Annotated in this window: 16 protein-coding genes and 1 pseudogene; 7 read left to right on the forward strand and 10 right to left on the reverse strand. The window is 61.8% G+C overall.

Features of this window, described 5'->3' with window-relative positions; all coding sequences use genetic code 11:
- Positions 1 to 16: 16 nt before the first annotated feature.
- The 3 genes from BN2694_RS10550 to BN2694_RS10560 all read right to left on the reverse strand — a co-directional run bounded on the left by BN2694_RS10550 (position 17) and on the right by BN2694_RS10560 (position 3,132).
- The gene (locus BN2694_RS10550) at positions 17 to 559 is read right to left on the reverse strand and encodes a DUF2617 family protein (protein ID WP_135664978.1); all 543 of its coding nucleotides are present in this window, start codon (positions 557 to 559) and stop codon (positions 17 to 19) included.
- Positions 556 to 2,289, reverse strand: a complete 1,734-nt coding sequence (locus BN2694_RS10555) for a spermidine synthase (RefSeq protein ID WP_135664981.1) — start codon at positions 2,287 to 2,289, stop codon at positions 556 to 558. The genes BN2694_RS10550 and BN2694_RS10555 overlap by 4 nt, the downstream gene beginning before the upstream one ends.
- A gap of 129 nt (positions 2,290 to 2,418) precedes the next feature.
- Positions 2,419 to 3,132 carry a twin-arginine translocation signal domain-containing protein gene (locus BN2694_RS10560; RefSeq protein ID WP_135664984.1) on the reverse strand — a complete coding sequence of 238 codons (714 nt, stop codon included), beginning with the start codon at positions 3,130 to 3,132 and terminating at the stop codon, positions 2,419 to 2,421.
- 290 nt (positions 3,133 to 3,422) lie between these two features.
- Between BN2694_RS10560 and BN2694_RS10565 the strand changes: the two genes are divergently transcribed.
- The 3 genes and pseudogenes from BN2694_RS10565 to glgP all read left to right on the forward strand — a co-directional run bounded on the left by BN2694_RS10565 (position 3,423) and on the right by glgP (position 7,160).
- The gene (locus tag BN2694_RS10565) at positions 3,423 to 4,382 is read left to right on the forward strand and encodes a hypothetical protein (RefSeq protein WP_135664987.1); all 960 of its coding nucleotides are present in this window, start codon (positions 3,423 to 3,425) and stop codon (positions 4,380 to 4,382) included.
- A gap of 151 nt (positions 4,383 to 4,533) precedes the next feature.
- A pseudogene (locus BN2694_RS18240) lies at positions 4,534 to 5,202 on the forward strand (SLC13 family permease).
- 251 nt (positions 5,203 to 5,453) lie between these two features.
- Positions 5,454 to 7,160 (forward strand): alpha-glucan family phosphorylase, encoded by a 1,707-nt coding sequence (gene glgP / locus BN2694_RS10575; RefSeq protein WP_135664989.1) that lies wholly within the window; start codon positions 5,454 to 5,456, stop codon positions 7,158 to 7,160.
- 214 nt (positions 7,161 to 7,374) lie between these two features.
- Here glgP and BN2694_RS17125 read toward each other — a convergent pair whose 3' ends face one another.
- Positions 7,375 to 7,542 carry a hypothetical protein gene (locus BN2694_RS17125; protein WP_167879922.1) on the reverse strand — a complete coding sequence of 56 codons (168 nt, stop codon included), beginning with the start codon at positions 7,540 to 7,542 and terminating at the stop codon, positions 7,375 to 7,377.
- Between the two features lie 435 nt (positions 7,543 to 7,977).
- On the opposite strand from BN2694_RS17125, the gene malQ reads away from it, so the two are divergent.
- Both malQ and BN2694_RS10590 read left to right on the forward strand, forming a co-directional pair.
- Positions 7,978 to 9,465: a 4-alpha-glucanotransferase gene (gene malQ / locus BN2694_RS10585; RefSeq protein ID WP_135664995.1), complete on the forward strand. Its 1,488-nt coding sequence runs from the start codon at positions 7,978 to 7,980 to the stop codon at positions 9,463 to 9,465.
- A gap of 89 nt (positions 9,466 to 9,554) precedes the next feature.
- Complete coding sequence (locus BN2694_RS10590) at positions 9,555 to 9,797, forward strand: AbrB/MazE/SpoVT family DNA-binding domain-containing protein (protein WP_135664998.1); 243 nt, start codon at positions 9,555 to 9,557, stop codon at positions 9,795 to 9,797.
- Positions 9,798 to 9,811: 14 nt separating this feature from the next.
- Here BN2694_RS10590 and BN2694_RS10595 read toward each other — a convergent pair whose 3' ends face one another.
- Positions 9,812 to 11,737 (reverse strand): alpha-amylase family glycosyl hydrolase, encoded by a 1,926-nt coding sequence (locus BN2694_RS10595; protein WP_210408940.1) that lies wholly within the window; start codon positions 11,735 to 11,737, stop codon positions 9,812 to 9,814.
- 158 nt (positions 11,738 to 11,895) lie between these two features.
- Between BN2694_RS10595 and BN2694_RS10600 the strand changes: the two genes are divergently transcribed.
- Positions 11,896 to 14,178 carry an alpha-amylase family glycosyl hydrolase gene (locus BN2694_RS10600; RefSeq protein WP_135665001.1) on the forward strand — a complete coding sequence of 761 codons (2,283 nt, stop codon included), beginning with the start codon at positions 11,896 to 11,898 and terminating at the stop codon, positions 14,176 to 14,178.
- Positions 14,179 to 14,647: 469 nt separating this feature from the next.
- Here BN2694_RS10600 and BN2694_RS10605 read toward each other — a convergent pair whose 3' ends face one another.
- The 5 genes from BN2694_RS10605 to BN2694_RS10625 all read right to left on the reverse strand — a co-directional run bounded on the left by BN2694_RS10605 (position 14,648) and on the right by BN2694_RS10625 (position 24,059).
- Positions 14,648 to 16,297 (reverse strand): methyl-accepting chemotaxis protein, encoded by a 1,650-nt coding sequence (locus BN2694_RS10605; RefSeq protein ID WP_135665004.1) that lies wholly within the window; start codon positions 16,295 to 16,297, stop codon positions 14,648 to 14,650.
- 349 nt (positions 16,298 to 16,646) lie between these two features.
- Positions 16,647 to 18,923 carry an alpha-amylase family glycosyl hydrolase gene (locus BN2694_RS10610; protein ID WP_135665007.1) on the reverse strand — a complete coding sequence of 759 codons (2,277 nt, stop codon included), beginning with the start codon at positions 18,921 to 18,923 and terminating at the stop codon, positions 16,647 to 16,649.
- Between the two features lie 2 nt (positions 18,924 to 18,925).
- Complete coding sequence (locus BN2694_RS10615) at positions 18,926 to 20,530, reverse strand: alpha-amylase family glycosyl hydrolase (RefSeq protein ID WP_135665010.1); 1,605 nt, start codon at positions 20,528 to 20,530, stop codon at positions 18,926 to 18,928.
- An 83-nt stretch (positions 20,531 to 20,613) separates the two neighbouring features.
- The gene (locus tag BN2694_RS10620; RefSeq protein WP_135665013.1) at positions 20,614 to 22,332 is read right to left on the reverse strand and encodes a glycoside hydrolase family 13 protein; all 1,719 of its coding nucleotides are present in this window, start codon (positions 22,330 to 22,332) and stop codon (positions 20,614 to 20,616) included.
- The gene (locus BN2694_RS10625) at positions 22,329 to 24,059 is read right to left on the reverse strand and encodes a glycoside hydrolase family 13 protein (RefSeq protein ID WP_135665016.1); all 1,731 of its coding nucleotides are present in this window, start codon (positions 24,057 to 24,059) and stop codon (positions 22,329 to 22,331) included. Before BN2694_RS10625 ends, BN2694_RS10620 begins: the two co-directional genes overlap by 4 nt.
- A gap of 124 nt (positions 24,060 to 24,183) precedes the next feature.
- Here BN2694_RS10625 and BN2694_RS10630 point away from each other — a divergent pair, with 124 nt between their 5' ends.
- The gene (locus tag BN2694_RS10630; protein WP_135665019.1) at positions 24,184 to 26,085 is read left to right on the forward strand and encodes an ABC transporter substrate-binding protein; all 1,902 of its coding nucleotides are present in this window, start codon (positions 24,184 to 24,186) and stop codon (positions 26,083 to 26,085) included.
- Positions 26,086 to 26,210 lie beyond the last annotated feature (125 nt).

Raw genomic sequence — 26,210 nt, forward strand, 5'->3', positions numbered from 1 at the left:
ACCGACTGAAACTGGCTCAATCGGTCGGCTGACCTACAGGCTGTTGCTCGCCGAATTCCCGATCCACTTCCTGCGGGTTCGGCACGGCGTCGAATATCGTCTGTGTATAGAGCGCCAGATCGAATTCTGGATAGGTGTGGTAGGTTTCGTAGCCGCCCGCCTGGATGTTGACCGTCGTCGCGGCATCATCCCCGAACCAGTAGGCGAGGTCGAACGACGCGTCGGCGGGAAACGCTGACAGGGGCCGTCGCTCGATAATCGTTTCACAGTGGAGGGCGTCCGTCTCATACCCAAGGCTGGTGGTTGCCTCGTTGCACTCGCGGTTGTCGTCCTGTTGTGGGCCGTCCAAACGGATCGTTTCGACGGCCTTGGCCGCCACCGGCTCACAGGAGGACAGCTCATGAAAGTCATACGCCGGTGCGCTGATGTAATGTGAACTCCCGACGACGCGGAACCGAAACGTCGTCCCGAGAAACCGGGTCGTTAGTGAATCAAAGACTCGTAGGTCCGTCGAGGGTGGCTCGGCACTGTGGACGAACTGGAGGGTGGATCGGGTCATTTCTCGACGATGATGTCGTAGTTTGGATTGAAGACGCTGTTCGGGTCGACACCGCGATACCGCGTCAGGAACTGCCAATTCCAGCCGTCGTACTGTTCGGCTGTGGCGTCGAGATACGCACTTCGCGCACGCGAGAGGTCGGGTGTCGGTGTCGTGTCGTCCGAGAGGAGATAGAACCGTTCACCTCGCTCGCGCTCGCTGTCGCCGTCGAAGTCTTCGTAGACGGAGTAGGGTAGATGGCGGTCGAACCCGGCCGCCCTGAGAGTATTCACGAAGGACTTGTGATGCTGGCCGTGGAAATACGGTGAGTACGCCCAGGTGACGGCAATACCGTCCTCGGTGAGATGGCGCTTCACCAGGCGGTAGAATTCCGTCGAGTACAGCCGCATGGAATCGTCCGAGCGCACACCCGGAACGTCCAGAATGACGAGATCGTAACGGTCGTCGGTCCGCCGCAGGTACGTGAACGCGTCGCCGACGGTCGTGTTCAACCGATCGTACGTCTCTGCGCCGTCGTTGAACTGCCCCAGGTACTGGTGATTGCGGGCCATCTGCATGAACGTCCCGTCGATGTCGACCTGATCGATGCTGACGCCGTACTCTTCTAGATGGTCGACGGCGATGTAGTCGCCACCGCCGACGAGGAGCACGTCCACCGATGTCGGATCTTCGAACGTACTCATCGGCACGTCGACCAGTCCGCTGTGATAGGAGTCGACCCAGCTGTCACACAGCTGTATCGCCTGATCGAGCCGCAGACAGGTTTCGCTTTTTTGCCGGCCGGTGATCGTCCGTTCATAGCGGGTAACTCGCTGGTATGGCGTCCGTGTAAACGACTCGACGGCCACCTCGGCCTGACCCGGGCGATATTCGCTCTCGATTTGATCACCGATGTACGCGCCGGTCACGGCCCGATCGACCGCGCCGGCGTTGACGACCAGCCCCGCGTAGGCCCCGGTCAACAGCAATCCGACAACCAGCAGCGGCCGCCAACTTCCCGGGTTGCCGCTCGCACCGAAGTCAGTTCGACTGTCGCTCGCTGTCCAGGACCGTCCCCACAACACCCACCCTGCGAACGTAAGCGCCCCAAGGGCATTGAGTAGGCCGAGCACGAGTACCGTCACTACCAGGCCATACGCCGGAAACAACACCAGGGCGTAGACGACAGTCCCCGCGAGACTCCCGAGGTAGTCGACGCCGAGCACTTCCGAGAACGACTCGTGGTTGGCGTCGGATACGTCGAAACATACTCCCAGCACCCGTCGGACAACCGACCGGGGATAGATCCGACCGAGCGCGGCGAAGATCGTCTGTTCGCGGTCGGCCAGGAGTTCGTTCAACAGCGGAATTTCGAACCCGGAGAGCACGCCGACTAGCAGGATCGGCACGTGGGCCGCCACGAGCGTGATCGCCGGCTTGCCCGCGAATACTACATCCGGGAACGAATTTAGCAGGATTATGATGCCTGCACCCGCGGGTCCGGCGACTGCGAGGTACACTTCCGTCCGCAGGAAGTTCTCGACCGGGTCATCCAGATGTGTCGAGAGCAGTGCCCCCACCCCGAGCGAGAACAGGTAGAGTCCAATCGTGATCGAGTACCGCAGCACAGTCCCGCCATAGAAGACGGTCAACAGCTCCGAGTAGACGAGCTCGTACGCGATCGAACAGAACGCGACCACGAACGTCAGCCCGAGCGTGACGCGCCTGTCCGTCACTACCCTGCGAACCATCAGTGGCACCCTTCTGCTGTGGTTGACATCTCTCTTTCGTTGATCGCGAGACTCGTGACCGGGGACTTTCGGATCCGGACTTCTGACTGCGGCTCTGCCTCCACCGTCGTGGCGGTTACCAAAATCTTCTCACACACGCGGGGCAACGTACCAGGCCTTATCGACTTCCGTCCCCAACTCCTTGTCGACCTCGAAGTCGACGCTCTGCCACTCGAAATCCAGCCCGGTATTTTCCGCGTTCAATTCCGTCCCGACGCGGTACCACCCCTCACGGACGTTCCCGGCAGGCGAAATCTCGGAGAGGTCCACGGTCTTTGTCGCGCCATCGGAGACGTTTTCCCAGGTTCGATCCCAGCTGACGTTTCCCGGGCCCGGTCCGGGTGGATCCTGTTCGTATGCAGCGTCGCTTCCGAGGTACGCAACTCCTAAGGTTGCGATTGTCGCCGGGTACGTCCTGAGTTCGTCCTCGTGATCATCTCGCCAGGAACGGTGCCCGCTGCCATGCCAGATCGCCCACCGACCATGGCGGTGGTGGCTCGGTGCGTTCTTATATCCGCCACTTCCCCGGGCGCCCTTTCCTTTTGCCCCTCGTGCGACGCCGATCGGGAGCCCAGCCGAGACCATTCCGACGATGCCAGCGTTCTGGGTCGGCTCTTTCCGGGACTCGACCCGTGGATTCGAATCGATATCGATCGTCATCTGTGTGTCGTCAACGGCGACATCCTCGAACAGCCACGCCTTCCTCGCCGGTGGCTCCGTCGACCCCAACAGCCCACTACAGCCTGCGATCCCACCACTGAGCGCGAGTGCCCCAGTTCCTCGAAGGAACGTGCGTCGATGCATATTCACGGTGCATTGTCCAATGAATAATGAATCTTCGTATTCCGGCCCCGTCCTGACTCATCGTGATTACTGTAGCGATTTACCGCGACGACTGCACAACTGCGTGCGGTCGATGTGGAACAGACCAACAGTATTCACTATCAGTCGGGTATCGGTCGGGACCAGCCTGATCTGGCAGGTCGGGCCAACCGACCGATACCAGCCTACCCGATCGGACACTCAGGCCGATAAGAGATGTCTGCCTTTCAAGTGCCGGCTTCCGAACGTTGAGACAATTCGGAGCTTCGAAGATGACCAACTGGAACGCACCGACAGACCGCTATTCGGGCGACGTTCGCCTCTCGGGTATCGAGCAGACGCCGGCGGGACTCCGCGGAGCCGAAGATGTCTTCGTCGGACCCGATAGCGTTGCTGGGACGCTATATATCGAAGATGCCGAGTACGTGTTTACTGATGTTCCCGCCACCGGAACCACGGCCGGGGAGCCGACCGTCCAGCAGGCGATCGCTGGCGATCTGGAAGACGGCTATGTTGAAAACGTTTCGGGCGATGTCGTTATCCGTGATGTCGAAGACGTTTTCGTCGCCCACGATGCTACCGACAGCCTCGACGCCTCTGGGGCCGAACAGGTGTTTCACGACAGCACTGCGACACCCACGGCCGGGTCCGACGGGTTCGACGTGACGCTGACGGGATGGGAACACTCCCGGGAGACACGAGACCCACGGAACGGGGTCTTGATTCGCGGGGCAAAAAACAAGATCCGCGTCCGGGAGACAACACAGGATTTGACGGTCTCTGTGATCGGCTGGGGTAACGAGGTCCACATTACGGGAACAAATGCCGAGGTGACGGTCTGCTTCGTCGGGCGGGACAATCGAGTGCAAGTCGGTCCGTACCTCTCGTCGTCGACGGCGGTTGACAGTGGATATGACAACCAGATCGAGGCTGCTCCCATTCCGCCGGAAGCGGTCATCGAAACGTCGAAATCCGAGGCCGTCGACGACGCAACCTTTGGCCGTCACAAACTAATCTGGCAGGAACCCGCCGACAAAGACTGGTGTCCCAACTGCGGCGGCGAGGCCGATGCCGTCGTTGCACGTCGGCAGAAAGACGCCTTCTTCCTGTTCGGGGCGGCGATCTGGAGCTACGACGATGGCGGTGTCTCTTATGAGTGTGAATCCTGCAGTCCCCACGCCGTTGGCCCGACTTCTCTCTCGGAGGACACACGTCGGAATGTACTCCGATAAGCGACTCCACGACCCGAAAGCTGTCTATCACGTCCTGCCGTCGAGTCGGTTCCGAACAGAGCTTGTCCTCGCCGATCCGTTTGTTTCTCTGTGCCACGCTTGCCGGCCTTGATCCCGGAATGGCCGTCGCGTTCCCTCTCATCTAGCGCTGGTGCTGTTCGTCACCGAGCTCGTCCCCGTAGACGTGACTGCGATCGGGATTATAGTGTCTTTGCTGGTCGTCAAGCCAGTCTCGACGATATTCGTCGACTGGGGACAGCTCGCCGACCCGGTGTACGCCCTCCGTACGCCCGGAAGCGAAGTGACGGCCGTCGAGTGCGGACTCAGCGGGTTCGCCAGCGTGGCGACGATATCCGTTCTGGTGATGTTCATCCCCAGCGCAGGCATCCGGCGGACCGGCGCGATCCAGATCCTCGGCCGGAAAGTCGGAGCGTTCACCGGCGATGACGAGACCCGACAACCCGGGGCGACGGTCGGGATCGTCGCTGTCGAGCTCTCGCTTCCGCCGATCGGCGTCCTGGGATTGATCTACATCGTGACGGCGTTCTGACGAACGTCATCTCGCACATCGCAAGCATGGTATTGATGATACTCGTCGCTGTCGAGGCTGCCGTGGTTCTCGGGGCTAACTCTTTGTCGTTGTGCTGTCTGTGACCTTCGCCGCCTCGACCGGCTTCATGACGCCGATTGGCTACCAGACGAACCTCTTCGTCTACGGACCGGGCGGCTACGAGTTCGGATTTACGTGCGGACGGGCGCGCCACTGCAAGCGATCTTCGTCGTCACCACGCTGGGGATTGCCGCATTCTGGGGCCTGTGAGAGACTGCATTCGTTCCGGATGGGCCCTTCAGACCGATTACTCGATCCCGATACGAACCCCGACTTCAATGTCCGATGATAGCGGCGGTTAAAGATTCTTTATGTCCATTATAAATAATATATCTGGTAGGACTCATGCTGCCTTTGTATTGTGGTATTCAGAAAAATTGTAAAATACTAGTTATGAATGAGATCCCATAATCTGGGGAAAATCAGTACGCTTTTGAGGCAGTATACTTTATGTAGATAAAATGAATTCTCCGACAGGGAATTCCGACGTGCGAGGCCGAATCGCGTATTACACGATGGAGATCGGGATTGAGAACGACCTGCACACCTACAGTGGCGGGCTCGGTGTGCTCGCGGGAGATACGATCCGATCGTTCGCCGACCTGGGTGTCGACGGTGTCTGTGTCACGCCGCTCAACGAGGAGGGCTACTGTAAACAGACTCTCGAGGAGGATGGGTCACAGATCAGTGATCCGGACCCGTGGCCGGTTGAGGAGCATGCTGAGCCTCTCGACGTCGAGGTGACGGTCGAGATTTATGGCCGCGACGTAACCGTGACGGCCTGGCGCTACGATGTCGTCTCCGAGCAGAGCGAGGAGACTGTGCCAGTGATCTTCCTCGATACGGACGTCGAGGATAACGACGACGACGCTCGACAGTACACCAAGCGGCTGTACGCGCCGGGGCACGGTGAAGATTTCACCCTCGCCCAGGAACTCGTCCTCGGGGTCGGCGGGACCCGAATTCTCGACGAACTCGGCTTCGAGGTCGACACCTATCACATGAACGAGGGCCATGCCGCCTTCCTCACTGCCGAGTTGCTCGCCCGCAACGACATGGACGCCGAGGCGGTTCGCGAGCAGTGCGTCTTCACGACGCATACGCCCGTCGAGGCCGGCCACGACGAATTCGACTGGGGCATGGTCGAGGAGATGGTCACCGATCCCGTCGCCCCCGACGAGCTGCGGCCGTTCAGCCACGAGGCGGGGCTGAACATGTCGCTGCTCGCGTTGAATCTCTCGTCGCACGCCAACAGCGTCGCCAAGAAGCACCAGGAAGTCTCACAGACCATGTTCCCGGACTTCGAGATCGACGCGATCACCAACGGCGTCCACGTCCCCTATTGGATCGGCGATGCCTTCGGCGACCTCTACGACGAGCACATCACGGGCTGGCGGGCCAATCCCTACAAGTTCAAGCACGCGACGGTGCTCCCTGACGAGGAACTGTGGGACGCCCACCAGACACAGAAGCGCGAGACCATCGAGTTCATCAACGAACGCGAGGGGTCGGATCTCGATCCCGAGACATTGACGATCGGCTTTGCCCGGCGGGCGGCCCCCTACAAGCGGGCAAACCTGGTCTTCTACAACAACGATCGGCTCCGGCACATCGCCGAGAACGTCGGGGACATCCAGCTGGTCTTCGCCGGGAAGGCCTTCCCCGGCGACGAGAACGGCGAGCAGAAGATCCGGGACATCTTCCACAACGCCTGGCAGCTCAACGACGTCATCGAAACCCAGTACGTCGAGGATTACGATATGGAGGTCGGCGCGAAGCTGACCGCGGGCGTCGACGTCTGGCTCAACAATCCCCGTCGGCCCCTCGAAGCCTGTGGCACCTCCGGCATGAAAGCCGCCTACAACGGCATCCCGCAACTCGGGACGCTCGATGGCTGGTGGGTCGAGGGACACATCGAGGGCGAAACGGGCTGGAAGATCGGCCCGGCCCCCGAAGAGAGCACGCCCGACCAAACCACCGACGAGGAGGAAACCCGCCAGGACGCGATGGCGCTGTACAACCAACTCGAGAACGAGGTCATCCCGACCTACTACGAGGATCGCGAGCAGTGGATCAAGATGATGCGCCAGACGATCGCGTTCAACGGTCCCTACTACCACACCCGCCGGATGGTCCGGGAGTACCTCCTGGACGCCTACACGCAGTAGCAGACCGACCGAGGTTGCGTGCGGAGACGGATCGCAGTTGGGTGAAATGGCGGACCAACGCAATTTTCAAAGACACGTCGCGGTTGGGTGAGAAGACAAGTCGAGGTTGACTGGTTTCGGAGTTCTGGTCTGTTTCCGGCCACGAGATAGAACACTCTGGACGGCCAAACGATCGAAATCCTGCGTCTCGGGCCAGCCGATAGGCGCCCCCGTCTCAGGGACGCATTTCGAGGGTCGTGAGATCGGTTCCGACGGCGTCGTCGCTCCCGCTTGGAAGTTTCAGGTCGTCGGATGGGTGTTGCTCGGAATCGAGGATTCCGGACACCTGCGTATCGAGACCGGGTTTCTGTGGGTCCTCCGACCAGTTGAGCACGACCAGCACGCACAGGTCGCCCCGCGTTCGCGTGTAGGCGTAGCTCTGTTCGTCCTCGGGGAGGAGCAGGTCGTACCGCCTCGATGAGCACCGGGGTCTAGAACCCGACTTCCATGCACCCTTCCCTGTAGTGTGCGCCGAGGCGGGCGATGGCCCCCTTTGCGGCCTGAGGGGCTGTCGTGTCGATCGACCACTCCGGCGTGCCACTCCAGAAGTCGCTTGGTCTCCTGTTCTAGGAGAGTGATAGAGTTCTGTTTCATTGAGTAATACTCCTGTTGTAAATATATTTTCGGCGACAACATAAGCGTCGTGGTGGATAGAAATTCACCCGTCTAGTGTGGTCAATCTCCTCGGAACCCGTATTTCAGTGGTGTCAATATATTTCGCTTCGACACGTCGTCGGCATGTCCTACATTGAAGTTCTCCCCGGACAAACCACCGAATATGTCCTTCGAAAGACAAAGCGGCGTCTTCCTGCATGTATCGTCGCTCCCCAGTCCTGACGGGATCGGAACACTCGGCGGACCGGCCCGCGAATTCGTCGATTTTCTCGTCGATGGCGAGCAGTCTCTCTGGCAGACCTGTCCGATCGGCCCGACTGACCCGGGCCAGGGCAACTCGCCGTATTCCGCGTATTCGGCACGCGCCGGCAATCCGCTGTTTATCGAACTCGATCCGCTGGTCGAAGCGGGCTGGCTTGAGGACCCCGAGCGGCCCACCTTCGACGACCGCGAAGTCGAATTCGAGCGCATCCGCCCGTTCAAGCAGCGTGCGCTCCGTGATGCCTTCGCAGGCTTTCAAGACGGTGCCGACGAAGACGAACGGGCGGCCTTCGAGTCCTTCCGGAGTGAGAACGCCGAGTGGCTCGACGATTACGCGCTTTTCCGGGCGCTTTCGGACCACTTCGAGGCTGACACCTGGATGGACTGGCCCGACGACATAAAGTTTCGCGACCCCGATGCTCTTGAGCACTATCGTGAGGAACTCGCCGAGGACGTTCGGTTCCGTGAGTTCTGCCAGTGGTGTTTCGATCGCCAGTGGGCCGATCTGCTGGCCTACGCCCACGACCGCGGGATCGACCTCGTCGGCGACATGCCGATCTACGTCGGCACCAACAGCGTCGATGTCTGGGCCAACCCCGAGATCTTCAAACTTGACGACGAGCGCGAGCCGATCTACGTCTCCGGGGTGCCGCCGGACGACTTCTCGGATACGGGTCAGCTCTGGGGTACGCCCGTCTACGACTGGGAGGCCCTGGCCGACCGGGACTACGACTGGTGGGTGACGCGCTTTGCGGGGCTGCTCGATCGCTTTGACGTCTTCCGGATCGACCACTTCAAAGGCTTCGAGAGCTACTACCAGGTCCCTGCCGAGGAGGACACCGCGATGAACGGCGAGTGGGTTTCGGGACCGGGCCGGGACTTCTTCGAGGCCGTGCGGGACCAGCTCGGGGAGCTCCCGATCGTCGTCGAGGACCTGGGCGTGATCACCGACGCGACACGCCAACTCCGGGACGCCTTCGAATTCCCCGGGATGCGCGTGGCCGGGATGGCCGACTGGTGTGACGCCGAGCAAACCCATCATCCGGCCAGTTACGACGAACCTTCCGTCGCTTACACCTCCACGCACGACACGAGTACGACGGTCGGCTGGGTCGACGATCTTTCGCAGAAACAGCGCGAGTGTCTGCACTTCGCCGTCGACTACGAGGGCGGAGCGATCAACTGGGACGTCATCGAAACCGTCTGGGAGACGCCGGCCGTCATCACGTTCGCACAGTTCCAGGACTTCCACGGCCTTGGCGACGAACACCGCTTCAACCTCCCCGGGACCGCCGAGGGCAACTGGCGCTGGCGGATGCGCGAATCCGAACTCGAGCCCGCAGTCGCCGACCGACTCGCCGACGTGACACGGGACGCCGATCGGGCCTGAGGAGCCGCTGGCGAATCCCTGGCTGGCTGACCGTCTACGAAGTGTGCTCGCACACTATTATTCATCAGTGAGTGTACAAACAGTCGTGTATGGACAGCGACCGCGTCGATGCAGAGAGTACAGTGTCGGGGAACCAAACGAACATCCCCCCGTACATCCGTAACGAACTCGACATCGACGACGGCGATACGCTCCGCTGGCACGTTGAAAGCGGGACGGTCCGGATTACTGTCGTCCACCAGTGCCGGGGGACGGTTTCCGATTTCGACGGGTACGATGGAGAAGAAACGACGGATGTCGTCGAGGAACACGACGCGTGGGGCGTCTCGTAGCCGGAGGCACGCTCTTACGCTGCCTGCAGTATCACGGCGTTTTCGACGTGGACGCCGCCCTCGGCGGCCACGGTCTCGTCTGCCAGTTCGTCGACCGGCTCGACGGTCTCCCCTGGGAGTCCGACCTCGACCGCCTCGTGGCCGAAGTTCAACACGACGACGTACCGATCGTCGTTCTCGCGGGCGTAGGCGACGACCTGCTCGGAGTCGGCGTCGGTCTCGACCGGTTCGAACTCAGCGTCGCCACCCAGCGCCTCGATCGCCTCGCGCGTTCGGCTGAGTCGCTGATAGAAGTCGAGTAGATCCTCGTCAGTGTGGCCCCAGTGGGTCTCCCCGCGGCGCTGTCGCTCGCCGATCTCCTGGCCGGCGTAGATCATCGGGATGCCCGGCAGTGTGAACGTCGCCGTCGCGGCCGCCCTGACGGCGTGGTGGCCGACTTCCGAGACGTAGCGTTCCTCGTCGTGGTTCTCGATGTACGTCAGGAAGCCAGCGTGGTCCGGGAAGCCGATCTGATAGCGACTCTCCAGGGAGCCAAAGAGTGCCTCGCCCGGCTGATCGCCGTGGCCGATCTGCAGCAGGTCGAAGTACAGCCCGGCGTCGAAGTGGACGTCGAAACAGAGGTTGTGGAAGTCCGCAACGTAGGGGATCGTCTCGTCCATCAGTAGGAAGTCGTCGTCGATCTCCGTGACCGTCTCCCGTATCTCCTGCCAGAAGGGCTGGGGTACGGCCCAGGCCATGTCACACCGGAAGCCATCGACGACGCCGGCCCACTTCTCGACGGCGTCCAGCAGGTGCCGCCGAACTTCGAGATTCTCGTAATCGAAGTTCGCGATCAGTTCCCAGTCGAAGTACGTCTCTGGCTCGCGGGCCTCACGATCCTCCCAGTCGTACCATTCGAGGTACTGCTCGTCGCCGGCCAGCGCGCGCTGGTAGAACTCGTGGTCCCGTGCGGAGTGATTGAGAACGAGGTCGAACAGCACGCGCATGTCCCGGTCATGGGCTTCGGCGACGAGTTCCCGGAAGGCCTCTTCTCCGCCGAGGTCGTCGGCGATCGAGAAGAAGTCGGTGATGTTGTAGCCGTGCTCGTTGCCGTCGTGCTGGAGGACGGGCGTGAACCACAGCGTGTCGACGCCGAGATCCTGGATATGGTCGAGTTTCTCGGCGATCGCCCCGAAGACTGTCTGTCCGGGGTCGGGATCGACATAGCCCCGGACGTAGATCTCGTAGAGCGTCATCTCCGTGCTCCAGGCCGGCGGGTCGTTGAGCCGTTCGATCGCGCCGTCGCCGTCGATTCGAACCGAGTCGGGGACGCTGTACTGGTCGCCGACGGCGATGGCGTGGACGCGCGCCGCCTCGTCGATTGCGTCGATCGGGATCCGGAACTTCTGGCCCTCGATTGTGTGTCCGGCGAGTTCGTCGCGGTCATCGACGTAGAACTCGACGTCGAGATCGGTAGGCGGTGCCCCTCGGTGTGGTTCGGTCTGTGGACGTGCCTGCAGGACGATCTTGTCACCGTCTCGCTCGGCGTCGAGCGTGAGCCGCGGGCGCGCCTCGCCGGGTTCGGGCCGTCCCAGTCCGGAGCCGATGCCCGAGCCGGAACGCTCGCCGTATCCGCTCATGCCCGAGCGACCGCTGATCCCGCTCGCGCCGCTTTGCCCGCTCGTGGCGGGCTGGGCCACCTCCTCGTCGATCGCCATGTCGGCGGGGAACACCCGGAGCGTGAGTTCGTGTGTCCCGTCCGGTGCCGCGAGGGCGACGGTGTAGACCCCTGGGACGTCGGGGACGAACGTCTCGACGGGATCGTCGCCGAGCACTGCGTAACTCCCGTCCGGCGCGTCTTCAATACGCCAGGTGTAGGTGCCAGACGGGTCGGGATCTCGGGGGGCGAGTTCGGTCGATTCCCCGACGGCCAGGAAACGAGGTGGTCCGGGATGGTGCATGTCTATCGTCTATTCGTTTGGTACGGATGTTAAAAATATCTGTGCCACCGGGGCTACCTGTGCTCTGTGCTCCCACGGCGGTCATCGGTAAAAGTTAACACCGTTCCAGCCACTCGGAATAATTATCGACACCTGTTGTCGTCGATGTGGTTATTACAATGACAGTATATGACGCTTCCGACGACCATCATCCGGGTCCGCCACGATTCGTGCAGTTGGGGGAGAGCATTGTCGATCCGATCTTCGTCGACATGGCCCACGGCTACGACAGGGACAACCTCGCACCAACGATCGCGGGGGCGCCCGAACGCGACCCAGGTCCCTACGAGAAAGGGGAGTTCGTCTGGCGACTCGCCGAGAAGCCGGCGGGGAGCAAGGCAGGGCTGGAGTACGCGCCGACCCCCTTCGAGGACGAGGCCGAGCAGTACGACGAGGGCAATCACAACACTGCCGAGTTCGAGCCGGACAGGCCGGGAACGTACGTCTTCGAACTCGACGCACCTGATGGCACCCACGAGCTGACAATGGAGGTGTTCCCGCCGCCGGTCACCGAGGACGGCGACGAGCTCTACGACATCGAGGGCGAGCTTCCGACCGACGCCCGGGAGACGACCGGCGGACCGCCGCGGATCGAACTCGAAGGACACTACGACACCGACGCCGACGAGTTCGTGGTCGAGTCGAACCCGGAACTCGCTCCGGATAGCTACGCCGTCCCCGAGGATCTCGACGTGACGTTCCGCCCGCACGACGCCGCGGCCCTCGATCGCGAGGACATCGCCGTCGAGGGACACACTGCCCGAATCCCGGTCGAGGCTCTCGAAGGACCGACGCGATTGTTCGCCGCTCCCTACGACGGCGTGCGATTGGGGACGACTGACGAGATCGTCCTCGACCCGGACGCCGAGGCGGTCGACCTCCCGAATCGTCCGCCGGAGTGGATCGATGACGCTGTCGTCTACGAGATATTCACGCGATCGTTCGCAGGCGAGAAGGGCGCGACGGACTTCGAATACCTCACCGAGAAGATCGAGTACCTCGACGAGCTGGGCGTCGATCTCGTCTGGCTGACACCGATCGTCCCCGCCTGGAGCGCAACGGTCGACACCCCGCCGGGCGGTCCCCACGGCTACGACGCCAGCGACTACTTCGCCGTCGCCGACGATCTCGGGACGATCGAGGACTTCGAACGTTTCGTCGAGGAATGCCACGATCACGACATCAAGGTGGCCTTCGACTTGGTCGTCAACCATGCCGGCTGGGAACACAACCACTGGCAGGATACGATCGCGGAACTGGGTGAGGAACCCGACGATCCCTATACGTTCCCGGAGATCGACGCCTGGGATACCGACTCGCCGTACTTCGACTGGTTCGACCGCCAGTCCCGGACCAACGGTATCGACTCCACGCCGGCCCAGACGAGTTTCTTCGACGTCCGTCTGCACCCGAACCTCAACTTCGGCAATCTCGCGTTGCGGGAGCATATCCTCGCCGTCGTGGACTTCTGGTCGGACACTGTCGATGCGTTCCGGTGTGACATCGCGTGGGGGGTCCCCCACTCCTTCTGGAAGGAGGCCCGGCAGTTGACTCGCGGGAAGGACGACGCCTTCCTCTGGCTCGACGAGTCGATCCCGCGGATTCCGGAGATGGGCGAATCCGAATTCGATCTGCACTTCGACTCGACGGAGTTCATGCGGACTGCCCACGCAGTCGCTCGCGGTGAGCGCCCGCCCAAGGACCTCATCGGCGCGATCGAGGTGCGGCAAAACGACGGTTTCCCGGCGTACTCCCGCCTCATCAACTCGACGGAGAACCACGACGAGTCCCGACTCTACTACGAGGCGAAAACCCACGGTCACCGTGCGGATCCCGCGGCGGCCCAGCGCGGTGCGCTTGCCGCTGCCTTCACGCTCCCAGGCGTCCCGTTCCTCTATTACGGCCAGGAGCGCCTCATCACGGAGTACGGGGAACGCCGTGAGAGTCCGTATTTCGGTCGCGATGATCAGACGGGCGACATCAAGGCTGACCCCTACAAGCGCGCGTTCATGAACTGGGACGAGTACGACGAGGCCCACTTCGAGTTCGTCTCGTCGTTGATCGACTTCTATCACGACTCGCCGGTCCTGGGTCCCGAATCGGATCTTGTCAGAGAGGCCCACCGGACCGAGGCCGGCAACGACGTACTCGTGTTCGGCCGCGACGCGGGCGAGGCAAAACGGGTCGTCGTCATCAACTTCGCCGATCATCCCCACTGGGTCGACCTCCGATTGCCGGTCGACACGCACGATCTGTTCTCCGGCGAGGACTTACTCGTCGACCGCTCGGACGACGCGGTCACCGTCGAGGTCGAGACGCTGGCCGTCTTCGAGACGCCGACGCTGTTCGATCAGGGCCACAATCACTGGCACGCCGACGAGCCACTGCCGAACAATTCCTGAGACGAGAGTGTCGTTCGGCAGCGCCATCTATCGTATCGGCGGACGCGCACGTTCTCTCACTCTCGAGAGATCTCCGGCGATAAATGCATTCATACCCGAGTTGTCTCCATGCAAGCGGAGGGAGGAAACATCATCGATCGAACGAGCCGGAAGGGCAGTGGAAGACGGAAGAGAGCTATCTAGCGGCTCGATTCCCAATGCTCTTCTCGCGGGCGGCTCTTCGAATGTGGCCCCGAGGGCTCAGTCGGGCCGTGCTCGTAACCGGGGCGATGACCACGAGCCGATAGATTAGCCTGAGCGAGGATGACTCCGACTGGGAGTCGACGATCGAAGAGCAAAACTGTCGTCCCTGCTTGGGCGAATCGGGACAGCGAGCCGGAATGTCACCACCCGATCGCCACCGGGAGTGCTGAGCTTCCGCGATCAGTCGTTGGAATCTGCTGCCGGTGGCCATCCGGCCTGTCAGCGTTTAGGGTTCGACAGTGAACGCTTCCAGACGCCTAGAGAGTCTCGCAGCATCGGTCGACAAGCCCTCGATGGCGTCAGTGACTGATTCGACGGTCGCCGTCTGTTGTTGGGCCGCGGCTGAGGCGTCCCCGGCTTCAGTGGTCGTCTGCTCACTGATCGACGCGACTTCATCGACGAGATCGACAACCTCGGTGGCGGTCTGAGCTTGATCGTCCGTCGCCGCGCTGATCTCCTGGAGGCCGCTGTCGATATCTTCGACGAGCGAGACGATGTCCTCGAAGTTTTCGACGGCATCTCGTACTGAATGGGCGGTCGTTCCCACCTGCTCGGTCATGTCCTCGACGTCCGCGACTGTCGAAGCAGACGACGTCTGAACAGTCTCGATTCGATTGGAGATGTCGCCCGCTGCGTCGGCCGTCTCTTCGGCGAGACTTTTGATCTCGCCGGCGACGACGGCAAAGCCCTCGCCTGCCTCGCCCGCGCGGGCGGCCTCGATTGAGGCGTTCAACGCAAGCATATTTGTCTCGGCGGCGATCTCATCGATGAACGTGGCGATCTCGTCGATCTCGCGGATGTCCGCCGCTAACTGTTCGACAGCGTTCGCCGTCTCGTCGATCCTCGCTTCGAGAACAGTCAGTTCCTCGATGGCTTCGCTGGCGACGTCCTGGCCGGTCTGGCCGCGCTCGGCAGCCGTGCTTGCGGTTCCGGCGACTCCGTCGGCGGACGCGGCGATCTCTTCGACGGTCGCCGAGAGATCGTTCATCGCTTCCGAGGCCGTCTGGAGCTGTTCAGTCTGATCGGCGGCCCCGTCACTGATCTCTTGGACGGAACGGGCGACCTCTTCGCTTGCGTCGCTGATCGCTGTGACGTTGGCGTCAACCTCGTTACTGGCGATGTCTACACGCTCGGCGAAGCCGACCACGTCTCTGAGCGTTTCCGCGAGCGTCCCGATCAGTGCGTTGTAATTGTCGACGACGTCCCGGTAGGCCTCGTCTTCGAACTGAAAGTCGGATTCGTTGATCGTCGCTGTGAGATCACCGTCGCGTGCGCGCTCTGCAGCGCCACCGAATGCCGTGACCAACTCGTCGAGTCGCTCAGACCGACGTTCTAGTTGCTCGGTCATCTCCCGCGTCTCCCTGGCGTACTCCGTAAGACTCTCCTTCATCTCTCGTAATGACGCGCCGAAATCGCCTGGAACGTCTTGATCGAGTACTTCATCCTCAAACTGTTGACGCGCGAGCGCGTCAGCCTGTCTGGCGACGACGTCAAGATACGCTTGCATATCCGCGAACTCGTCGGTGAGATCGCCGAGTTCGTCGTCCTGATCGACCCGCGTGACATCCGTCGAGAAATCCCCCTCGGCAATCGAACTCGCGTGGGTCTCGAGTCGTTCGATCGGCTCGATGATGTCCCAGCGCGTGATGATGATCGTATTGATGAACGCGATGGCGGCGACACCCAGTAGACCGACCGTGAGCGCAATCCGGACCAGCCCACCGAAAACCAGCGATACGAGAACCAGCGTTACCGAAATCGAGAACTGAATCACGACCGCAGCGATGACCTTCCGCTCGACTGATTGGGTGACGCTGATCTGGTCCATCATCCACCAGAGGGCATCCGTATATGGAGTAATGGGGGACCTTCTCATAATAAATGATTTTATGCGACTCTAATAATCATTCCGTGTCGTTTTCAAGAATTGAAACTGTGGCGGGACCAATGTACCCGTCCATCAGCCGGTCGCAGACACGTCCTGTCAATCGGGAAGATGCCGTGTTGGCGAAAGGGCCGTTCAACCCGGAATCGGTACTGACAACAGTGTAATAATACGCTCAGTAACACCCGTCTTCGGCGTCGAATTACTGCTGGCAGAGACGTCGTGATAGACTGGTTTCCGAATGTGTGCACCCAACCGTTGGACCCATCTGAGAGACACAGCGGAAGGCCGACGTCACGAGAACGAACCGCCTCGAACGAGACGAGGTCCGAAAACCAGCCTACGGCCGATCCAGCCCGGAGAGTATCGCTCCCTCGCCGGCTTTCGCGCCGTACCGATCCGGCGACCACTCGATGACCTCGCCGTCGCGTTTTATGAGCCACTCGAACTCGAAGTACGTTCCCTCGGGGACCTCGATCGCTGCTGTCCACGTCGGATACTCCTCGGCAGCCATCGGAACAGCTTCGTCGGGATCGAACCCGCCGAGGACGTCGAGGCTTCCCGTGAGATAGACGTTCTCGCCCCAGTCCGTCTCGACATCGACCTCGATGGTGGTCGAGACGGGATCGCCGGGTTCGAACTCGGGATCGGGCTGGAACCATCGGTAGCCATAGGGCGCCAGGAAGATCCGCCGGTCGGCGAAAACCGCCGAGTCCCCGTTGAGGACATCTGTCAGCCCGCCGCGGTTCCAGATGTCCGCGAGCGCACCGAGAGAGACTACCTGTGGGTCTCCCGAGAAGTTCCCGAGGGCAAGCAGGCGCTCGCCCTCGAAGACGCGCTCGACGACAAAGATCTCGTCCGGACCGACGTCGAGAACGCGCACCTCGCCTTGTGCGTGTACCGGTGTCAGGCCTTTACGGGCCTCCGAGAGGGCGGCGATCGCGTCGAAGAGTCGCTGTTCGACCGTTCCGTCCGTCTCGCGACGGGCGGCCCGGTCCCAGTCGAAGGACGGTCGGTGGACCCAGCGGTTGTCGTCGGTTTTGATGGGATCGGACAGGTACGAGAAGTCGTTGAGCTGGCCGAGTTCGATTCCGCTGTAGAGCAAGGGCATTCCCTTCATCGCGTAGACGACGCTGTGGAGGAGCAGGCCGCGCCGGATGGCCATCTCGACATCCTCGTCTTCGCCTTCGATCCGGGCACGCTGGAGGCCGGTCAGGGCCGCCATCGTCCCAGAGGTACGAGCCTCGCCGGTCGACTCCTCGACCTGGAAGCGGTACCCTTCAGCGTAACTGTCGGTCGTGTCCCCGGCGTAGAAGTCCGCACAGAACCGGCGCTCGCCGGTCGGATCACGCCCCAGGGCGGCCCGGACGTCGCCGTTGTCGAGGCCCCATCCGATGTCGTCGTGACACCGGACGTAGTTGAGCCAGGTCGCCGAACCCGGCGTCGGCGGGAGTTCCCTCATGGCATGAGAGAGCAGCCGGGTGTCTTCCCTGGCGAGGGCGTGCCAGGCGTGGGCCATCAGCGGCGCGCCGTAGGCGATCTCACATTCCTCGCCCTCGTGGCCGCCGGTCCCAAGATACTTGATCGTCTCATCGGGTGAGACGATCGCCTCGGCTTTGAACAGGACGCCCGGCGCGGCGATTCGCACGAGGGCGCGATACGCCCGCAGAATCTCGTGGGCCTCCGGCAGGTTCCGGCAGTCCGTCCCCATCTCCTTCCAGAGGAACGGGACCGCATCGAGACGCAGCGAATCCGTCCCGACGTTCGCGAGAAACAGCATCTCCTGGAGCATCTGCACGAAGACGTCCGGGTTCCCGTAGTCTAAGTCCCACTGGAAGTCATAGAAGCTCGTCCAGACCCACCGGTCCATCGCCTCGCTGTAGGTGAAATTCCCCGGCGCGAAGTCCGGGAACACTTCCGGGACGGTCTCTTCGTATTGGTCGGGCTTGGTCCGGTCCTCGAAGGTGAGATAGAACTCCTCGAAGCGCTCCTCTCCCTCGCGGGCGGCCTGTGCCCACTCGTGTTCCCGCGCGGTGTGGTTCATCACGAAATCAAGCGACAGCAGGATGTCTTCCTCCCGGAGATCCGCCGCCAGTTTTCGGAGATCGTCCATGGTGCCGAGGTCGGGATTCACCGATCGGTAGTCCGTGACGGCGTACCCGCCGTCATTGCGTCCCTCTCGGGGTTCCAGCAGCGGCATGAGATGCAGGTAGGTCACCCCGAGTTCCTTCAGATAGGGAATTTTCTCGCGGACGCCCTGGAGGTCGCCGGCAAACAGATCGACGTAGGCCATGTACGTGACGTGGTCGGGCCGCTGGAACCAGTCGGGATCTCGGGTACGTTCCTGATCCAGTTCACGGAGTCCGTCGTCGCGATCCTCGTAGCCCTCGATCGCGGCATCGACGGCGCGGATCGCCCACTCGGCGGCTTCGGGGCCATCGCCGTAAACGGCTGAAAAGGCCTCCCAGAACGTCGGGAGATGTTCGTCGATCCGCTTGGAGAGGACCGTCGCGTCGGGATGGTCGGCGTACCGCTCCGCGAGATAGTCTCGCAGAAACGCCACCGGCGCGTCCCCGTCCCACTCCTGGGCCGTCACCGTCGGCTCGGATCGACCCATGGTCATTCGACCACCCACTCGTAATCGAAGCCGTCGAGTTCGATACCGTCGACTGTTCGAGGGTCCGGCGAGACGTTGTTGTAAATCGTCAGCCGCCGGCCGTCAGTCTCCCGGACCGAGACGAAAACGTCGTTCTCGGCGCGGTATGTCGGTGTCTCCGTGAACAGGTCGGGATTGGCCGTCCGCGTCTCGATCATCTCGCCGAGGCCGTTCCAGATGACGCCTGCGTCGCTATCTGGGTCCGTTCTCGCTTCACGCTTCCGTGCCTCGTCGAAGGGGCCCCGATGGAGGTAGCGACTGTCGTCGTAGCCGAGTTCCTCGTTCATCTCGGCGTGGAAGGCCTCGTCGTTCTCCATGCCGACTTCGTCGCCGTAGTAAACGATCGGCGTCCCCTCGACCGAGAACAGCATCGAGTACGCCAGCAGGACACGCCCTGGATCCTCCCCGAGGAGGTTGTACAGCCGCCCGGAGATGCCTTCTCCTTCGCGGAACGACCACTGGTCGTCCTCTAAGTAGGCGTCGTTGAGCAGTCGGCGCTCGTCCGAATCGACAAACTCCAGGGTCAACTCGTCGTGGACGCGCAGGAACGTGAACCACTGGGCGCTCGCGGGGACATCGAGCGTTTCCAGACTCGCCAGTTCGTCGGTGACGTACGTGGGGTCGTTCTCGGCGAGCGCCAGAAAGAACGTCGGCATCAGCGGGAAGTTGTACGCGACGTGGCACTCATCGCCGTCGCCGAAGTAGTCGACGACGTCCGCCGGTTCGAGGTTGGCCTCCGCGATCATGACGGTTCCGTCCGCGACGAAATCGAAGGCCGCCCGGAAGAGCTTCAGGATGGCGTGAGTCTCGGGCAAGTTCTCGCAGTTGGTCCCCTCGCGCTTCCAGAGGAAGGGTGCGGCGTCCATCCGGAAACCATCCACACCGTCGACCTTCCAGCGGGTGAGGATCCGGATCATGTCGATCAGGACATCCGGATTCTTGTAGTTGAGGTCGGGCTGGACGTCGTAAAACCGCTGGAAGTAGTAGTCGTCGGTGGGCTCGCTGTAGGTCCAGTTTGAGTCTGAGACCCCTTTCAACAGCAGACGAGTCTCCTCGTATTTCTCGGTGTCGTCGTTCCAGATGTAGTAGTCGCGGTACTCGGCCGATTCGTCCTGTCGCGCGTTCTGGAACCAGCGGTGCTGGTCCGAGGAGTGATTGATTGGTACGTCGAAGACGACCTTGATACCCCTCTCGTGGGCCGCATCGAGGAACTCCAGGAACGCCTCGTTGCCGCCGAGTTCCTCTCGGACGCGCGTGAAGTCCGAGACGTCGAAGCCCTGATCGACCATCGGCGACTCCAAGACGGGCAACAGCCAGACGACCGTGACGCCAAGTTCCTCGAGATAGTCGAGTTTCTCGACGAGTCCGTCGAAGTCATCTGCGAACAGATCGACGTACAGCGAGTAGACGACGCCGGTCTGATACCAGTCGGTCTCTTCGGGGACGTACTCGACTTCCTCGCTGCGCTGTTCGAGCAAGTCGAACAGTTCCGCTCGCTTCTCCGGATATTCAGTCCCGTAGACGTCGGTCCATAGCGTCTCGATTTTCTCTTGTAAGTTCTCGGTCATGGTAGGATCACTTCGCGAGGGGGTTCTCAGTTGCAGTACGTACGGCGGTCCCTAATTCGTTCCCGTCTCGAGACGCACCGAGATCACGCGAGATAAACGCGTGCTTCCCAGGGATCGAGTGCCAATCGTTCGCCTGGGGTCGCCGGGGCTGTCCTGTGGTTGGCCAGCGCGAGTTCGAAGTCGTCGATGGCAACGCCGTCCGGGGCGGCGACCGTCGTCGGATCGTCCGCCCAGTTGAGGACGATCAACGCTCGGTCGTCACCGAGCGTCCGGGTGTAGGCCAACACCGACTCGTGGTCGGGATAGTGCAACGCGAAGTCGCCGTAGACGAGGACGTCGTTCTCGTGTCTGAGGTCGATCAGTTCCCGGTAGTAGGTCAGCGTCGAGGCGGGATCGTCACGCTGTCGGTCGACGTTGATTTCAGTGTAGTCTTCGTTGACTTTGAGCCAGGGGTCGCCGTCGGTGAAGCCGGCGTTGGTGCCGTCGGTCCACTGCATCGGCGTCCGGCCGTGGTCGCGACTCTCCAGGTTGATCACCGTCCGGGCGTCCTCGAACCCCCCGATGTCGCCGTCGGCGATCGCGTTTTCGACGCGCTGTTTCGTCGACGGGTCGCCGAGTTCGTCGAGACTGTCGAACTCGACGTTCGTCATACCGAGTTCCTCTCCCTGATAGACGAATGGGGTGCCCCGCATCGTCAGCAGGAAGGTGCCGAGCATCGTGGCCGACGCTCGGCGGTACTCCTCGCTGCCCCACCACGAGACGCTCCGAGGCTGGTCGTGGTTCTCCAGTACCGGGGCGACCCAGGCCTCGCCGGCGAGACCGGTCTGCCAGTCCGTGACGATCGAGGCCAGTTCGGGAAGCGTCCAGTCCATCGGCTCCCATTCGGGATCGTCGTCGCCACCCAGTCCGTCCCAGAGGAACTGAAAGACCATGTCGACGCCATCGCCGTCCTCGCCACAGTACTCCAGGGCGTCCTCGTGGGTGATCCCGCCCATCTCGGCGACGGTCACCGCGTCGTAGCGCTCGACGGTCCGGTCGTGGAGTTCGCCGAGATACGTGTGGATCTCCGGGCCGTTGAAGAAGTGTTCCTGGCCGGTGATCCTGTCGGTCGGGTCGCCGTCCGGCAGGCCTTCGGCCTTCGAAAGGAGGTTGACGGCGTCGAGGCGGAAACCGTCGATGCCGCGATCGAGCCACCAGCGCACCATCTCGTAGACGTCTTCGCGGACGGCGGGATTGCGCCAGTTGAGGTCGGGCTGTTTCTCGTCGAAGAGGTGGAGATACCAGGCTTGGCGTTCGTCGTCGTAGGACCAGGCCGAGCCACCGAAAATGGAATCCCAGTTGTTCGGGGGCTGGTCGGGATCGCCCTCGCGCCAGTAGTAATAGTCGTCGTAGGGTTCCTCGCCGCGACGGGACCGCTGGAACCACTCGTGTTCGTCGGAAGTATGGTTGACGACGAGGTCCATCAGCAGGCGGATGTCACGGTCGTGGAGTTCAGCGAGGAGTTCCTCGAAGTCCTCAAGATCGCCGTACTGGTCATCGATGGCGCGGTAGTCGCTGATGTCGTAGCCGTTGTCGGCCTGTGGGGATTGATAGACGGGAGAAAGCCAGACGGCGTCGATCCCCAGGTCATCGAGATAGTCGACTTTCTGTCGGATGCCGGGGATGTCGCCGACGCCGTCGCCGTCAGTATCGTTGAAGCTTTTGGGATATATCTGGTAGATGACCGCCTCTTTCCACCAGTCCTCGTCGTTGGGATCGTCGGCCGTTCGGACGTACGTGTCCGGTGTGTTCCCGGAACTCATCGATTCCCAGTGAGGTAGACGCGTGCTTCCCAAGGCGAGAGTTCGAACTCTCCGTCCGGGTCAGCCGTCACGGTGTCGTTTGTGAGGACGAGTTCGAGGTCGTCAGTCGAGACGTCGTGGGGAACCTCGATCGTGGTGGGCTCGTCCGCCCAGTTCAGGACGATCAGCGCCCGCTCGTCATCGAGCGTCCGGGTGTAAGCGAACACCGACTCGTGGTCGGGATAGTGCAACGTGAAGTCGCCGTAGACGAGAACGTCGGTTTCGTGTCTGAGGTCGATCAGCTCTCGATAATACTGCCAGACTGTATCCGGTTCGTCGCGTTCGTTCGCGACGTTGATTTCAGTGTGGTTTTCGTTGACTTTGAGCCAGGGGTCGCCGTCGGTGAAGCCGGCGTTGGTGCCGTCGGTCCACTGCATCGGCGTCCGGGCGTTGTCCCGTGCGATCGCCTCGACCGCCTCGCGCACGTCGTCGTACTCGTCGGCCTCCCCGCTTGCCAAGGCTTCCTCGACAAAGTTGATCGCCTCGACGTCTCGTAACTCCTCGACCGACTCGAAGTTCGCGTTCGTCATGCCGAGTTCTTCACCCTGGTAGACGTAGGGTGTCCCACCGAGCGTGTGCGTGAACGTCCCCAGGAGCTTGGCGGACTTCCGTCGGTACTCGCCGTCGTTACCGAACTCCGAGACCGACCGGGGTTGATCGTGATTCGAGAGATAGACGCTGTTCCAGCCGTCGGCCGCGAGTCCGGTCTGCCAGCGATCGAAGACCTCCTTGAACGCCACGAGGTCGAATTCGCCGGCGTCCCACTTGCTGTCGCCATCGCCCAGGTTGACGTGCTCGAACTGGAACACCATCGAGAGACCGTCGCCGTCCGCGCCGACGTACTGGCGAGCGTCTTCGACTGAGACGCCTGGCGTCTCGCCGACGGTCATGATCTCGCGGTCGACGGTGTCGATAGTCTCTTCGATCATTTCTGAGAGGTACTCGTGAACCCGCGGACCGTTCATGAAATGTTCGGCCCCGACCAAACCTCCGTGCGAATCGCCGTCCGGGAGACCCTCTGTCTTTGAGATGAGGTTGATGACATCCATCCGGAAACCGTCGATGCCGCGATCGAGCCACCAGCGCATCATCTCGTAGACGTCCTCGCGGACGGCGGGATTGCGCCAGTTGAGGTCGGGCTGTTTCTCGTCGAAGAGATGGAGGTACCAGGCTTGGCGTTCGTCGTCGTAGGACCAGGCTGAGCCACCGAAAAAGGAATCCCAGTTGTTCGGGGGCTGGTCGGGATCGCCCTCGCGCCAGTAGTAATAGTCGTCGTAGGGTTCCTCGCCGCGACGAGACCGCTGGAACCACTCGTGCTCGTCGGAAGTATGGTTGACGACGAGGTCCATCAGCAGGCGGATGTCGCGGTCGTGGAGTTCAGCGAGGAGTTCCTCGAAGTCGGCGAGATCGCCGTACTGGTCGTCGATGGCGCGATAGTCGCTGATGTCGTAGCCGTTGTCGGCCTGTGGGGATTGATAGACGGGAGAAAGCCAGACGGCGTCGATCCCCAGGTCGTCGAGATAGTCGACTTTCTGTCGGATGCCGGGGATGTCGCCGACGCCGTCGCCGTCAGTGTCGTTGAAACTTTTGGGATAGATCTGGTAGATGGCTGCCTCTTTCCACCATGGACGATCCTCATCGTCGGGCTGTTTTCCGTCCCGTGATTGTCCGGATCGATTGTGTCTCATGGATAGACCATTGCGAACGGATCACTTAATTCTGTCTAAGTCTTGAAGAAGGAATTCTAACTAAATTTTTGAAGAAGCGATTCTACCAAAACTTTTATTTTGGTGTGATTTATTGTCCACGACAATGCCCGGTCCCAAAGACAAACGTTCACACGAATCACCACTCTCGCGCCGACGGTTCGTCCAGGGCCTCGGCGTGGCGGGGGTTGCGGCCACACTTGCCGGCTGTGGCGGGAAAGCACCGACGGAGACGGACGCGTCAGCCGGCGATTCTGGCGACGACGGCACGGGAGACAGCGACGCGGGCACGGCGACGGAAACGCCCGAGCAGATTGAGAGTGTCTCGCGGGCGACGATCCAGGAGTTGGCGTACGTCACCAACCAGACGCTGCCGGTGTTGCCGATCATGGAGAAACTGGCTCAGTCGTTCCAGGCGACCGACAGCTGGAACGTGCCGTCGGCCGGCAGTGACAAGATGCAGGTCTACTGGCCAACCAGCTGGCTCCCACGCCAGGGCGATTGGAATCCCAAAGAGGGGTCTGACGAACAACGCCTAACGTTCGCCCAGTGGGCCGTCCCCTCGGACTCCCAGTATAACGTCTGGAACGGGACCAACGACGGCGAGGCTCGCCGTGCGATGTTCGATCGCTTCATGCGGTACAACCTCGCGACGCGGGAGTATCACCCCTACCTCATTGATGACTGGGAAATCGACGGAACGACCGTCACGTTGACTGTCCGTGAGGGCCAGACCTGGCACAACGGCGATCCGGTCACCGGTCAGGAAGTCGCTGACCACATCAAGCTGGATCTGTACAACAGCGGCGGAGCTGGTGGGCTCGGCCCGTACGTCGTCCCGGACGGCGACATGAACGCGATACCCGACCGGATCCGGGGAACCGGCGATCGAACGGCCGAGATCGAACTGGCGAACCCGGTCAACGAGGACATCATCCTCTCGTTGCTCGCGCCCGTCCAGCTCCGTGCCTACGAAGGTACCTACGGCGAGTTCGTTCAGTCGCTGGACGACGCTGAAACCGAGGAGGAGCGTTCGCAGGCGCTGGGTGATCTCACTGACTTCACCGACGAGGAACCCATCGGCAACGGTCCCTGGCAGTGGGAAGACGCAGACAGTCAGCGGACGCTCGTCACGAAGTTTGAGGACCATCCGGACGCCGATCGTATCGATATCCCGGAGATAGAGTACCTCTACAAGCCCAACAACTCCGGACGGTGGCAGTCGCTTATCAACGGCGAGACCGACGGTTCGGCGACGCTGTTCATGCCGGAGAACCAGACCCGTCGGCTACCCGATTACATGCAGACCGCGCTAGTTTCCCGCCACTGGGGGATGGGCATCGTCTTCAACCACGAGCGGGAACCGGTCGACGATCCGCGCGTCCGGAAGGCGATCGCTCACGTCATCAACCGCGAGGCAGCGGCGAAGAACTCCGGTGCAGGCACCGGGTCGAAGATCGGCGTCACCTATCCCAGCGGTCTGACCGGCGAGTTCACCGGACAGGTCGAAGGCCACTGGCTCGAGGGCGTCGTCGACGAGTTCGACACCTACGGCCGTGCCGAAAAGCAGACCGACGAGGCCGCTGCCCTCCTCGAAGACGCCGGTTACGAGAAGCAAGGTGGCACCTGGCAGAAGGACGGGGAACCGCTTGAACTTCCGATCAAGGGACCTGCCGGCTTCTCCGACTGGGTTACCGGCGTCGAGACGATCGTCAGCCACCTCGAGGACTTCGGGATCGAGTCCGAACCCGTCATGCAGGACTCGGCGACCTACTGGGGCGGTGACTACATCGAGGGCGACTTCAAACTCGCCCTGCAGGGCTGGGCCTCCTACGACCACGCTCACCCGTACTTCCACTTCGACTGGATCTACAACAGCGGCGACGCGACGGACTACTGGAACGTCCCGACCGAGTACGAGGCCCCGATCCTGCACGATCAGGTACGCGATAGCGAGACGGTCACCCCCGTCGACCTGATCTCGGAGCTGGCGACGCCTGAGGAGTGATCGCGACCGGCGACCACTGACGGCGGACGCCCACAGTTCGGCTGCCATGGTCCACCACCCGGCGTCCCCTGTGGTCGCTCAGTGCTCGACCACCAGTCACCACGTGCAAAACCACGATACATTTC

This window comes from Halorhabdus rudnickae (assembly GCF_900880625.1).
Classification (GTDB): Archaea; Halobacteriota; Halobacteria; order Halobacteriales; family Haloarculaceae; genus Halorhabdus; species Halorhabdus rudnickae.